The organism is Neisseria sp. Dent CA1/247, assembly GCF_022870825.1.
Lineage (GTDB): Bacteria > Pseudomonadota > Gammaproteobacteria > Burkholderiales > Neisseriaceae > Neisseria > Neisseria zoodegmatis.
Window position 1 is genome coordinate 1,554,394 of sequence record NZ_CP091522.1, and the last position, 13,217, is coordinate 1,567,610.

A 13,217-nucleotide genomic window follows, 5' to 3' on the forward strand; every position below is an offset into this window, starting at 1 on the left:
TGTAAAGTCTGAAAGTTCTCGTAGTAAAGCCCGAAAAATTCGTTTTAGCAAAACTCACTGGCAGGTTTTTCAGACGGCCTCAAGCATTAATCAACATATAATTAATCAAAGCTTTTTACAGCTTACCCGCCGACCCAACCGCCGCCCAACGCCTTATACAAACCGACCAGCATCCGCGCGCGCGCCAGTTGCGATTGAATCAGGTTTTCCTGCATCGCTTCTTCGTTCAGGCGTGCGGAGAGGGCGTTGTCGAGCGTTTTCTGGCCGTATTTAAACAGTTTTTCGGCATCGCCCGCCTGCTTTACCGCCTGTTTGTGTGCGGTAACCAGCAAGGTGTTTTGGCGGGTGAGCGCGCTGTGTGCCTGATATGCGCTGTCCACTTCGCCGAGGGCTTTGAGAATGTTTTGGTCGTATTGCAATAAGGCCGTCTGAAGCCGTGCATCGGCGGCGGCGATATTGGCTTTGATGCGTCCGTTGGTGAAAATCGGCACTGTGATGCCTGCTTTGATTAAGCTGCCCCAGCCTTTTAAATCGCTGTCGCTGTCGATACTGATGGTGCCCCTGCCCAAAAATTCGATGGTAAACCGCGGTAACAAATCGGCTTTGGCACTGGCGAGCTTGGCGGCATAGGCGTTCACTTGCGCGGCATGGGCGCGGATGTCGGGGCGGCGCTCAAGCAAGCCTTGCGGGGTTTGGCCGCTCGGGGCGGCGGGTTGCACGCTTAAGATGTTGACGCTGCTTTCGGGCAGGGAAAATGTTTGCGGGGTTTGGCCGGTAAGCACGGCGATGCTGCGCACATGGGCGGCGTATTCCGATTCGATGGTGCTTTGTTTGGCGCGTAAAGCAGTAAGTCTGGTGGCCACTTCGTCCACTTCATAAGCGGTAACGTGGCCTGCTTTGAAACGGCCTTGCACATATTTCGCGAGCCGCTCCACGGTGGCGATACTGCGGTTGACTGATTTCAAACGCGCTTGGGCGGCGCGGGCTTGCAGATAATGCTCGGCAATTTCGCCGCCGATCAGCACTTGCGTACCGTACACTTCTTCCTGCCTGCCGAGCGCGGCATAAGCGGCGGCATCGGCATCGCTGCGTTTCTGCCCGAAAATATCCGGCTCCCACGATGCGGAAAAACCGCCCGTGAGGCTGTTGCCTTTCAACGTGAAACGCTCGCCCGCCAAATCGGCAGCCTGCGGAATCCTGCCCAGCACGGCACGGGTTTCGTCGTTTAGCGGGTTGCTGATGCGGGCGTTGAGGCGCGATGCTTCCGCGCCCGCGCCGACCGTCGGGCCTTTGTCGGCATCAGCCAAGCGCAAAATGGCGCGCGCTTCGTTCAGACGGCTGCGGGCAATACGGATATCGTGGTTTTGCTGCAAGCCTTGTTCGATTAAGCGGCTGAGTACAGGGTCGTTCCAATGCTGCCACCAACGGCCGATTTCCGCGCTGCCGCGCGCCGCTTCCGCTTGGCTGAAGGCTTGCGGAATATTGATTTTGCTGTCGAGCGGCACAACGGTGCTTTTGCAGGCGGCGAGCATCAAAGCCAACATCAGGCTGCTTGCAACAGGGTTCAAACGGGGTTTCATAGTTTTTCCTTATCTTTATTTTCAGACAGGCAGGAGGCCGTCTGAAAGCAAACTTTGTGAGTTTCGCTAAAACGTTTGTGCAGATTGTTTCGGTCATGCGGCTTACACATATTTCTCCGCCTCGCGGATACTGAGTTTCGCCATACGGCTGCGGTACCGTTCGATAAATGCCCGCACCCATTCGGGGTTGGTTTTACTGTAATCGCGCAAAGCCCAGCCGATGGCTTTGTTGATGAAAAATTCTTTTTGCTCCAGATTGTTGCAGATAATTTGCTCCAGCAGCGCGGTGTCGGTTTTGTCTTTGCGCAAAAGCTGGTGGTCGATGGCGACGCGCCGCAGCCAGATATTGCCGCTGTTGCTCCAATCCAGCAGCACGGCATTGGTTTCGGGGTAAACCAAAGCGATGCCGCCGACAATGCGGTCGAGCACGTCCGCCGTATCCCACCACGATTTTTCGGTAATCAGCTTTTTCAGGTGCGGAATGTCAAGCGGCGTGAGCTTTTTCTGCATGGTTTTCAGATACTCAAGTGCACAGTATTGCAGCTCGCGATGCGGATCGGCCCAACATTGTTCGACAAACCGCCAGTCAACTTCTTCTGCCGCCGCATTTTTAAACAACGGCTTGCAGATTTGAGCCAAACGCGGCTTGCTGATGCCGAGATAGTCGAAACGGTGTTTCATATAGGCTTTCATCGGCACGGCGCGTTCGGGGTCGGCTTCGCGGATAAGGATAGCGAGCAGTTCTTCGTAATTCATCGTATGCACCTTTTTCAGACGGCCTCAGCGGCCTTTGTCCGCATTCTCAACACTCAGCCCTGCTGCTCCAGCATCTTTCTAAACCGCATCAGCGCAAATGCCAAAAACAGCAGGCCGGTCAAAGCCATTGCCAAAAGCTGCGGCCACACGATGCTCAAGCCGGCATTGCGAAACAGCACGCTTTGGGCAAACTGAATAAACTGCGTGCTCGGCCAATATTCGCTGATCCATTGCGCCGCTGCGGGCATATTGTTGCGCGGCGAGGCCACACCGGAAAACAGCAGCAGCACCATGTACAGCGGAATCATCAAGAGGCCGAACTGCGCCATGCTCGGCGCAATCGTGGCAAGCATCACCGCCAGCGTGGCAATCGAAAACAGATACACAGCCACGCCGAAGCCGTAGAGCATGATGGAACCGTAAATCGGCACGCCGAGTATGCCTTTTACCACCACCCACATCGCCAATATCGACACCAGCAAAATCATCGCGCTGTTGGCCAGCACTTTGGCGAGCATGATTTCGGCGGCGTTCACCGGCATCACCAGCAAATGCTCGATGGTGCCGTGCTCGCGCTCGCGGATAACTGCCGCACCCACCAGAATCAGCGCCAGCACCAGCACCATATTGCCCAACTCCATCGGCGGCCCGTAATAGCTGCCTTCTGCATTGGCGTTGAAATGCGAACGGATCACCGGCTTCACGGGCAGCCATTTTTCCGCCGACTGCTGCCGCGCAAACTCCGTCGTTTCGCGCTCTAGAATACGGGTCAGATAAGCCGCACCCAAACCTGCCTGCGACATCGCGGTGGCGTCCACTTGCAGCAGTAATTCGGGGCTGCACCCCATCAGCACATCGCGCTCGAAGTTCGGCGGAATTTCCAAAGTAAAAATGTACTCGCCCTTGTCCATCGCCTTATTCACCGCTTCCGCCGCCACTTCCTGCGGCGGCTGGAAAAACGGCTCGCGCACGGCATCGCGCAGGCGGTAGGAAAGCGCCGAACGGTCGCCGTCCACCACCGCCACGGCGGCGTTTTTCACCCCCGGGTCGATTTGGGCAGCGGAAAAAATCGTAACCGTAAACATAAACACAATCAGCACCATCAGCACCACGTCGGAAAACAGGCTGCTGAGTTCTTTTTGTGCTAAGTAGAAGATGTTTTTGAAAATTCTCATACAGCGCCTTCGGCTTTTTCAGACGGCCTCATGTTTATCCTTATCATACTCTTGCACACTATCTCCATTAATCTGATTTTCAGCATATATAGCAAAGAAACTTGTCGTGTATCAAAAAAAGGCCGTCTGAAAAACAGCTTACCCGTTTTTTCAGACGGCCTTATTCGGCAAATGTTTCACTACTTATTCATCTTAATGACGGAAGGCAGCGAAACTTTGATGAAACCTCCCTACCCTCACCGGCTCGGATCCACCAGCAACACCCGCGCGTTTTGGGTTGACCACAAGAGCTTGGCCGTTTGGCGCAGGCGGGTTTGGATGATGGTTCGGTGCAGCTGCGGCAGGCGGCTCAGATAGCGGGCGTCGCCGTAGTGCCTGTGGCTGGCGGCCAAACGCTCCAGCCACACTTCGGGGTTTTGGCGGCGTTTGGCTTCCTGCTCGATAAACAGCTGTTGCAGATTATCGGCCTCGGCTTTGGTGAGGTTTTCGGGAAGGCGCTGCAAAATCTGCTGGGCGGTTTCCCATGCTTCGGCGGCTTTGTCGGGCGGCGTGCTGAAAAACAGATTGCTTTCCACGCGGTTGTAAACGGGCTGCGGCATCGCGGCGAATTTCACGCTGTATGTGCTTTGGCTGCGGCTGCGCAATTCGTCTTTCAAACGCGCATTGGCAAGATTGACCAGCAGCGGAATCTGCTCCGAAGTATCGGGCGTCCAATCGTAAAACGGCTGCCACGACCAAGCGTTAACGTCTGTGCCGTCGATATCGTTGATGTGGGCGCGGCGCAAGGTCGCCCCTTCCAGCAGCGGCCTGTTAACGTTTTCGGCAGGGCTGCGGGGAATGTCGGCCAGATATTGTGTGAGTAGAGGCATGATTTTTTCAGACGGCATGCTGCTCACAATATAGTAATTCACCGGCTTGGCTGCCAGCCTGCGCCATTGTTGCACGATGTCGTGCTGCGTCACGGCGCGGATTTCGCCGCTGTTTTGAGGGCGGATTTCGGTTTGGCCGTAACGCAGTATCTCTAATTCCTGCTCCTGCTTGCCGGGCACGGATTGCAGATACACCGGCAAGCGCACGGCTTCGGCTTCCAGCTCTGCTTGCCAGCCGTCGGTGGCGGGCGCGGTTTGGCGGCCGCGGTAGAGTTGCAGCAGCATCTCCAATGCGGTTTCGGACACTTGCGCATCTACGCTTTGGCGGTCGCTGTCGAGCTGATAACGGTATTGGATGCCGTGTTGGCGCTGCCATTGTTTGAAGGCAGCTTTGTCGAAACCTTCTGGAGCGGAACGGTTCACAATATCGGCCGCCAACTGCGCCTGCCAAGCATTCACGCCGCGTTGCAGATAGCCGGTGTCGGCCACGGCTTTGAAATACAGTTTTTTGCCTGCAACGGCATGATGCAGAATCGCAATGTGGTCGCCGTTGCTGAATTTCAAATAGGTAACGGCGTTGTCTTTATCATAGCTTTTCGAGACGACGCTGCCCTGCCCTTTGTGCGTAGGGAAAATATTTTTCGCTGCTACCTTCGGAATAATTCGCTCGGGCGTAACGGGGCGGATATGCGCACGCTGCGGCACTGTTTTTTCAGACGGCATCTTGGCCTTAGACTCAGCAAGCGGCTTGTCTGGCGCGGTTGCGTTTTGCGGCTCCGACGCTGCCGTCTGCATCATCACGAGTTTGTCGGCCGAATCCAGCCATTCCAAAATGCGGCGGTTCACGGCTTGGGCATTCACGCGGTAAAGCTGCCCGCGTTCGGCGACTCTCAGCGCGGCAGAAGGCACGCGTTTACCGGCAAGCGCGGTTTCATCTGCCGTCTGAACGATGTTGGGGAAATCGTCGGGCAATGCGTCTTGACGGCTCAAATGGTTGTGCACGATTTTGCGGTAGGCGGCGGTTTCGCTGTCTGACGCGGGCTGCTGCTTCACGTTTTCAAGCAGGCGGTGCAACGCAGCCAAAGCCTCTTGATGCCCGCCCGGCGGAACATCGGTATAGAAGCCGAGCGAGCCTGTTTGCTTGCCGAGGTCGCCGAACTTCATGGCCACAGTCCCGCCTTCCGCCTGCAAACGCGTGTTGATAATGTGCGCGGCAAAATTATCCAGCAGCCGCTGATAAAGGCCGGCATCGCTGTTTTCTTGCGACGCGGCATTGTTGAAACGGAACACCAGCGACAGTTTGTTTTCGGTATTGTCTTTATCGGTAATATACTGCTGCGGCTGCGCGTGCGGCTTGGGTTCGTATTCGGCGGCATTGCGCACGGGCAGGCTGATCGGTTTCAGACGGCCTAATGCGGCTTCAACGGCAGCGGCGGCTTTTTTGGGATTGATGTCGCCAACGATAACCAGCACGGCATTATTGCTGCCATACCATTTGCCGTGAAAACGGTTTGCCGTAGCAATCTGCGCGTTTTCAATCGCATCGCGGCTGCCGATGGGCGCATAACGGCCGCTGCGCGAACCGCTGTGCAGCAAAGCGTGATGCCGGCGGCTCAGACGGTTGGCTAGCGTTTGCTGCTGGCGCCACTCTGCCAGAATCACTTGCTGCTCTTTGTGCCAATCGGCAGGCGAGAAGTTTTGCAGGGAAAGAATCTGCCGGTAAACCGCCAAAGCGTCTTCAAGCTGGCGCCTGCCCTGCGGCGGCGTGAGCAGATAGCGGGTAAAACGGTAGCCGGTTTGGGCGTTGTAGTGGCGGCCGAGCTGCCAGCCTTCCTGATTCAGATGAGCCGACAAGCCTTGCGGAAAAGCCGTCGAGCTTTGAAACACCATGTGTTCGGTGATGTGGGCGATGCCTTCCTCGCCGCCATCTTCATCTGCGGCTCCGGCTTCTACCTGCAAACGCAAAACCAACCTGCGTTCGGCGGAAGGCACATTGAAAATGTGATAAATCAAGCCGTTGTCGAGTTTGCCTTCGACATGCTCCACTTTACCCGCGCGCACGAAAGCGGCAGAGAGAAGCACTGCGGCAAGCAGTAAAAAACGTATGAGTCGCATTTTTGTAATGTGTCGGTATTTTATTCGGTCGGTGCCGCAAACAATGGCATCCGTGCTTTTTATTTTTTAATATTGTTCAGGCATGATGCCTGATGTGTTACCGAGGCCGTCTGAAAAGTTTTCAGACGGCCTCAACTTATCTTAAACCGCCAACTGCGGAAACAAGGCTTTCAAGCCAGCCACGATGATTTCTACGGAAACCGCCGCCAGCAGCATGCCCATCACGCGGTTGAGAATGGTCAAACCGGTATCGCCGAGCTTTTTGCTCACATAAGTAGCAGCCATCAACACGCCGTAACAAATCAGGCTGATTACCAAACCTGCCGCCAAAATCATCAGCGTATCGCGGTAATGTTTGGCCGCCGAAGCATAAATAATCACGGTAGAAATGCCGCCCGGCCCGATCATCATCGGAATCGCCAGCGGCACTACGGCAATCGCGCCTATGCTCTGGGCGGCTTTGGGGCGGATGGTAATATCGTTGTCCTCCCCCGTGCCGACATCGGGCTTGGCGGGATTGTTGCCGCCGTTCATCATCGAAATGGCAATCAGCAGCACCAAAATGCCGCCGCCCACCTGAAACGCGCCGACGCTGATGCCGAAAAGCTTCAAGATAGCTCCGCCGGTTAAGCAAAACGCAGTAATCACAATCATCACGGTAGCCGAGGCCACCTGCGCCACTTTGCGGCGCTCCCGCGTGCTGAGGTTGCGGGTTAAATCCAAATAAATCGACAGTGCGCCAAACGGGTTGATCAGCACCATAAACGCCAAAATCAGCTTGCCGATTTCCATGCCTATCATGTGTATTAGCCTTTTTATTGTTGTTTGATATTGTGTTTTCAGACGGCCTCTGCGGCTGCGGAAGCACTCAACGCCGCTGGTTGCCAATGCCCATCAGCAATGCCAGCACCACCATAATGGATAAGGTAGCCGTGCCGCCGTAGCTGACCAGCGGCAAGGGTACGCCCACCACGGGAAGAATGCCGCTGACCATGCCCATATTGACAAAAGCATAGCAGAAAAACGTCATCGTGAGCGCACCGGCTAAAGTCCGGCTGTATAAAGTGGGCGCTTTGGCGGCAATGTAGAGGCCGCGCCCCAAAATCAGCAGGTAAATCGCCAGCAGCAACACATTGCCGATCAAGCCGAATTCTTCTCCGTACACGGCGAAGATGAAGTCGGTGGTGGCTTCGGGAATGTAGTCCAAATGGGTTTGCGTACCGTTGAGCCAGCCTTTGCCCCAAATACCGCCCGAACCGATGGCAATCATCGACTGCAAAATATGGTAGCCCGCGCCCAGCGGGTCTTTGGTCGGATCAAGCAGGGTCAGCACGCGCGTTTTTTGGTAGTCGTGCATGCCGTAGTTCCAAATCAGCGGCAGCGCGGCCAAAAAGCCGACCAGCGCGGTAAAAATCACTTTCCACGGCAAACCGGCAAAGAAAATCACAAACAGGCCGGAAGCCATAATCAGCGTGGCCGTACCCAAATCGGGCTGCTTCAAAATCAGCAGGCCGGGAATCATCACCAGCAGCAGCGCGCCGACGTAGTGATACCAACGCAACGACATTTCGTATTTCTGAAAATACCACGCCACCATCATCGGCAAAGCTATTTTCATGATTTCAGACGGCTGTATGCGCCCGATACCGATATTCAGCCAGCGGGTCGAGCCGTTGACCGTTACGCCGAAAAAATGCACGCCCAACAGCAACACCACGCCCAAGGCATACATAGGCGGTGCAAATGCAGATAAAGTCTGCGGCTTCGCCCGTGCGATAAACCACAGCAAAATAAACGCCAATACCGTGTGTACGGTTTTGTTTTCAAGCTGGCCGATTTCCTGCCCGTCGGCGGAATACAGCAGAAACAGGCTCATGATGTAAATCGCCAACATGGCATAAAACAGCCACGGATCCATAGGCTCCCACACCACGCGCCGGATTCTGCCCAACAGTGTTTCTTCATTCATATTCATGGTGCTGCTCCCGAGGCCGTCTGAACGCCTGCCACACTTTGATAAGCCTGTCGGAACGGCGACGGCTCCGACTGCATCAACGGCGCACTTGATGCAGTCAGCGGCGCATGGCTTGATGCTTGATTGAGATGAGGCGCCGAGGCCGTCTGAATCACTGCATCTTTGCCTGCCTTGCCTCCCTGCAAGGTCAGCAGGTAATAGTCGCTCAACGCGCGGGCCAAAGGAGCGGCATTGGCGCCCCAGCCGCCGTTTTCCAGCAACACCGCAATCGCAATCTGCGGCTGCTCCACCGGCGCAAAAGAAATAAACCAAGCATGGTCGCGGTGTTGCTCGGCCAATGCCGCCGCGTTATAGCGCGCGCCCTGTTTAATCTGCACTACCTGTGCCGTACCGGTTTTGCCGCCCATTGTATATTGCAGGCCGTGGCTGATACGCCTTGCCGTGCCGCCCTGCAACACTTTGGCCATCGCTTCCTTGATATAGTCGAAATTTTCCCGTTTGAACGGAATCGTCCGCTCCGGCTTGGGGTCGATGAGCGTGATTTCACGGCGTTCGTGATCAAGCAATTCTTTCACCAAATGCGGGCGGTACACCACACCGTTGTTGGCCAAAGAAGCCGTTGCATGAACCATCTGAAGCGGCGTGTAGGCGTTGTAGCCCTGCCCGATACTCACCGATACCATCTCGGCAGGATTCCATGCGCGCGCTTTCGGGTCTTTAGACTTGGCAAAACGCTTGGCTTTCCATTCGCGCGACGGCAGCACGCCTTTGTATTCGTGCGGCAAATCGATGCCCGTTGGCGAACCCAAACCGAACTCGGCCAAATAAGGCGAGGTTTTATCAATCCCCACTTCATAGCCCAAGCGGTAGAAAAACGTATCGGAAGAAACCTGAATGGCTTTGCTCAAATTGGCCGAACCATGTCCGCTGCGCACCGAATCGCGAAACAAATGGCGCGAACCGGGAATGCTCCATGCGCCCGGCGCCGGCACAATCGTGGTTTGGGTAATCTTGCCGTTTTCCAGCAAAGCCATACCCATAAAAGGCTTAAACGTCGAACCGGGCGGATACAGCCCCTGCGTTACCCGGTTAATCAAGGGTTTCTGCCAGTCTTCGTTCAATGCCTTCCAAGTATCGCTGTCGATGCCGTCGATAAACAGATTGGGGTCGAAAGAAGGTTTGGACACAAACGCCAACACTCCGCCCGTTTGCGGATTAATCGCCACCATCGCACCGCGGCGGCCGTCCATCAGCCTGTCGGCTTCCTGCTGCAAACGGATGTCCATAGCCAAGCGCAAAATCTGGCCGGTTTTCGGCGGCACGGTTTTCATCACGCGGACGATATTGCCGTAGGCATCTTTTTCCACTTCCTGATAACCCGGCAAGCCGTGAAGCTGGCGTTCGTAAAAGCTTTCCAAACCCGATTTACCGATATGGGTGCTGCCGCGGTAAAGCGCGGAAAGATTGTCTTCTTCGAGTTTTTTCTGATCGCGGTCGCTGATACGGCCGATATAGCCGAGAAAATGCGCCGTCAACTCGGGATAGCGGTAAGCGCGGAAAGTACGTGCATTGATTTCCACGCCTTTAAAGCGGTAAAGCTGGGCTGCCAGCTTGGCAGCTTCATCGGGATGAAGCTTGAGTTTCAAGGGGATATTTTCATAAGAACGGAATTCGGCACGGAATTTTTTAAAACGCTTCAAGTCACCCTGCGTAATGTCCACATAAGGGCGCAGCGATTCGATTAAATCATCTATTTTCCCTTCCACTTTGCGGGGCATTATTTCAAGCGAATACGCCGGATAATTGTGCGCCAATACCACACCGTTCACATCGACAATCTCGCCGCGTATGGGCGCAGTCGGCACCAGAGAAATACGGTTGGTATTGGCCTGAACCACATAATCTTGATGTTTGAAAATTTGAAGATAAACAAAACGGCCGAGCAAAACCGAGAAGAAAACCACAATCAGCACAAACGCCAACACCAGCCGCAATCGGAAATCGCGCTGGTGTCGGGCGACATCGTAATCATGGCCGTTGCCCGGCCGGTACATGTAGTTGTTCATCAACGTAAACGGCGTGAGTTAAGAATGGAGAGCATAATTTTGCTTAACAGCGGCCACAGCAATGCGCCGACAAAAGGTGCAACGAATACCTGCCATTCGGCAAAACGCTGGTCGTGCATCAGGCGCACAACAGCCAGCACGGCTTGGTTGCACAACAAGGCCGCCAATACAGCAACGGCTTGAAAACCGTAACTGTACAACACAATCTGCCGTTGCCGCTGTTGGATAAAAAACACCATCACCATATAAGCCAGCGCGTGTTGCCCCAGCAAAGATGCCGTGCCGATGTCCACCAGCAAACCGGTGAGAAAAGCGATGCCGATGCCCACCGATTGCGGTTTATTCAATGCCCAATACAGCAAAATCAAAGCGGTAAATTCGGGCAGCCAAAAAAATACGTCAAACGGAAACGGCATAAAATCCAGCAACATGGCAAACACGAAGCCGGATAATATGATGCGTTTGGACACCCGGTTGTGGAAATCTTCAAAATCAGTCATGGCAAGACTAGATAAGCCTAAGAGGAAGTTTTGGCAGCAGTTTCAGACGGCACCGCCTGCCCGGCCTGTTGCGGAATCACCAGCACATACTTGCTGCTGCGGAAACCCGCCAAAGGCGACAGAGAAACGCGGTAATAAGGTGTTCCCGCCGCATGCGACACCTGCTCTATTTTAGCAACCGGAATGCCTTCGGGATATACGCTGTCCAAACCCGAAGTCAGCAACACATCGCCTGCGCGCAAATCCGCATCCGAAGGGAAATAGCGCAAACTTACGGCACTGCCGCTTCCGTACAGCAAACTGCGCACGCCCGTACGCGCCACCGCCACAGGAATCACGTTTTTACTGTTGGTTACCAAAGTCAGCTCCGCATTAAGCGGGTAAACCTGCGTTACCTGCCCCATCAAACCGTTGCCGTCTATTACCGCATCGCCGGCACGCACGCCGTGTGTGCTGCCTTTGTTCAGAATCAGTTTGTCGGAAAGCGGGTCTTTGCCGTTGGAAACGATTTCCGCGCCGCCCGTAATGCGTATACCTTGTTGCTGCAAACCTTGCAGTTTTTTCAATTCCGCCAAATCACGCGCGTGCAGCCTGGATTGCTCGAGCATCAGTTTCAGACGGCCATTCTCTTCGTTTAAACGTTTGTTGTCCGCCATCAAGGCAGATTGCGACTGCATGAAGCCGTTTACATAACGGTAAAGATGCACCGGCTGGTTGGCCAGCCACTGCAAAGGATACAGCGCGGTAGCCACATAGCCTTTGGCATGTTGAACCGCGGCATAGCGGCTGTCGAGCATCATCAAAGCCACGCACACAATCGACAGCACAATCAATTTGCTGGCGGGCTTCATGCCCTTTTGGGCAAAGTTTAAAGAAGGTTCGGACATTGTTCAGACGGCATCCTGATGGTTCGGATTGATTCGATATTAAGGATTGACCACAAAAATCGAATTCAGTTTGCCTATCATATCCAAAGCCTTGCCCGAACCGCGCGCCACGCAGGTTAGCGGATCTTCGGCAATCATCACCGGCAGGCCGGTTTCCTCAGCCAGCAAACGATCCAAACCTTTCAACAGCGCGCCGCCGCCGGTCAGCACCAAACCGCGCTCGGCAATGTCCGCACCCAATTCGGGCGGCGTTTGCTCCAAAGCATTTTTAACCGACTGAACAATCTGGTTCAAAGGCTCGGTTAATGCTTCCAGCACTTCATTCGAGCTGATGGTAAATGCGCGCGGAATACCTTCGGCCAAATTGCGGCCTTTTACTTCGATTTCGTTGACTTCCATACCCGGGAAGGCCGAACCGATTTTGGTTTTGATTTCCTCGGCAGTCGCCTCGCCTATCAACATACCGTAGTTTCGGCGTACATAATTGATGATGCTCTCGTCGAAAGCATCGCCGCCCACGCGGATGGAATGCGAATACACCACGCCGGAAAGCGAAATCACGCCGACTTCGGTCGTACCGCCGCCGATATCTACCACCATACAACCGGTCGCCTCTTCAATCGGCAGTCCCGCACCGATTGCCGCCGCCATCGGTTCTTCAATCAGATTCACCGAAGAAGCGCCCGCTGCCGAAGCCGAATCACGAATGGCTTTGCGCTCCACTTGGGTAGAACCGCACGGCACGCAGATAACGATACGCGGCGGCGCGGCAAAGCGGCTGTTATTCACTTTTTTGATAAACTGTTTCAACATTTTTTCAGTCACGTTGAAATCAGCAATCACACCGTCTTTCATCGGGCGGATGGCCTGAATGCTGCCCGGCGTGCGACCCAGCATTTTTTTAGCTTCCGCGCCCACCGCCAAAATCGCACTCTTGCCGTGCGCCGCATCCGTCTGCATCGCCACAACCGAAGGCTCGTCCAAAACGATACCCTTGTTACGGATATAAATCAGTGTGTTGGCCGTGCCCAAATCAATCGCAAGATCGTTGGAAAAATAGCGTGTTAAAAAGCGAAACATAAATATGTCCTGGATTATGGTGTCTGGTTAAACAAGTAAGAAAGATAGAGCATCGCATTTCAGACGGCCGCATACTGTTACAAACAGTCGAAAAGCACTAAAATCGCCATGCCGAAAGATAGGGTTTTCGGTTATAATTCTCCGCCGAACGGATGAATAATCAGATAAACGCGTAATAATACCCTAGTTTGTGTATTTGCTGAATTAAATTTAA

General features: G+C 54.4%; 10 protein-coding genes. All 10 read right to left on the reverse strand.

What is annotated here, in order from left to right:
- Positions 1-122 precede the first annotated feature (122 nt).
- A complete protein-coding gene (locus tag LVJ85_RS07695) occupies positions 123-1,580 on the reverse strand; it encodes an efflux transporter outer membrane subunit (protein WP_244738492.1) in 1,458 nt (485 codons plus the stop codon).
- Positions 1,581-1,682: 102 nt separating this feature from the next.
- Positions 1,683-2,336 (reverse strand): DNA alkylation repair protein, encoded by a 654-nt coding sequence (locus LVJ85_RS07700; RefSeq protein WP_244738494.1) that lies wholly within the window; start codon positions 2,334-2,336, stop codon positions 1,683-1,685.
- Positions 2,337-2,389: 53 nt separating this feature from the next.
- On the reverse strand, positions 2,390-3,511 hold the full coding sequence (locus tag LVJ85_RS07705; RefSeq protein WP_244738496.1) for an ABC transporter permease: 1,122 nt from the start codon (positions 3,509-3,511) through the stop codon (positions 2,390-2,392).
- Between the two features lie 236 nt (positions 3,512-3,747).
- On the reverse strand, positions 3,748-6,495 hold the full coding sequence (locus LVJ85_RS07710) for a M16 family metallopeptidase (protein WP_244738501.1): 2,748 nt from the start codon (positions 6,493-6,495) through the stop codon (positions 3,748-3,750).
- 141 nt (positions 6,496-6,636) lie between these two features.
- Complete coding sequence (locus LVJ85_RS07715; protein ID WP_085362938.1) at positions 6,637-7,296, reverse strand: MarC family protein; 660 nt, start codon at positions 7,294-7,296, stop codon at positions 6,637-6,639.
- A gap of 67 nt (positions 7,297-7,363) precedes the next feature.
- Positions 7,364-8,470, reverse strand: a complete 1,107-nt coding sequence (gene rodA / locus LVJ85_RS07720; RefSeq protein ID WP_244738502.1) for a rod shape-determining protein RodA — start codon at positions 8,468-8,470, stop codon at positions 7,364-7,366.
- On the reverse strand, positions 8,467-10,524 hold the full coding sequence (mrdA, locus tag LVJ85_RS07725) for a penicillin-binding protein 2 (protein WP_244743126.1): 2,058 nt from the start codon (positions 10,522-10,524) through the stop codon (positions 8,467-8,469). The genes rodA and mrdA overlap by 4 nt, the downstream gene beginning before the upstream one ends.
- Before the next feature lie 11 nt (positions 10,525-10,535).
- The gene (gene mreD, locus LVJ85_RS07730) at positions 10,536-11,036 is read right to left on the reverse strand and encodes a rod shape-determining protein MreD (RefSeq protein WP_244738503.1); all 501 of its coding nucleotides are present in this window, start codon (positions 11,034-11,036) and stop codon (positions 10,536-10,538) included.
- A gap of 17 nt (positions 11,037-11,053) precedes the next feature.
- On the reverse strand, positions 11,054-11,923 hold the full coding sequence (gene mreC / locus LVJ85_RS07735; protein WP_244738504.1) for a rod shape-determining protein MreC: 870 nt from the start codon (positions 11,921-11,923) through the stop codon (positions 11,054-11,056).
- Between the two features lie 39 nt (positions 11,924-11,962).
- Entirely contained in the window at positions 11,963-13,003 is a 1,041-nt protein-coding gene (locus tag LVJ85_RS07740; protein WP_085362942.1) for a rod shape-determining protein, read from the reverse strand.
- Positions 13,004-13,217: the final 214 nt, after the last annotated feature.

Excerpts from the sequence above, each read along its gene's own strand:
- LVJ85_RS07695 (WP_244738492.1), bottom strand. The coding sequence starts at position 1,580 with ATGAAACCCCGTTTGAACCCTGTTGCAAGCAGCCTGATGTTGGCTTTG.
- LVJ85_RS07700 (WP_244738494.1), bottom strand. The coding sequence starts at position 2,336 with ATGAATTACGAAGAACTGCTCGCTATCCTTATCCGCGAAGCCGACCCC.
- LVJ85_RS07705 (WP_244738496.1), bottom strand. The coding sequence starts at position 3,511 with ATGAGAATTTTCAAAAACATCTTCTACTTAGCACAAAAAGAACTCAGC.
- LVJ85_RS07710 (WP_244738501.1), bottom strand. The coding sequence starts at position 6,495 with ATGCGACTCATACGTTTTTTACTGCTTGCCGCAGTGCTTCTCTCTGCC.
- LVJ85_RS07715 (WP_085362938.1), bottom strand. The coding sequence starts at position 7,296 with ATGATAGGCATGGAAATCGGCAAGCTGATTTTGGCGTTTATGGTGCTG.
- rodA (WP_244738502.1), bottom strand. The coding sequence starts at position 8,470 with ATGAATATGAATGAAGAAACACTGTTGGGCAGAATCCGGCGCGTGGTG.
- mrdA (WP_244743126.1), bottom strand. The coding sequence starts at position 10,524 with ATGTACCGGCCGGGCAACGGCCATGATTACGATGTCGCCCGACACCAG.
- mreD (WP_244738503.1), bottom strand. The coding sequence starts at position 11,036 with ATGACTGATTTTGAAGATTTCCACAACCGGGTGTCCAAACGCATCATA.
- mreC (WP_244738504.1), bottom strand. The coding sequence starts at position 11,923 with ATGTCCGAACCTTCTTTAAACTTTGCCCAAAAGGGCATGAAGCCCGCC.
- LVJ85_RS07740 (WP_085362942.1), bottom strand. The coding sequence starts at position 13,003 with ATGTTTCGCTTTTTAACACGCTATTTTTCCAACGATCTTGCGATTGAT.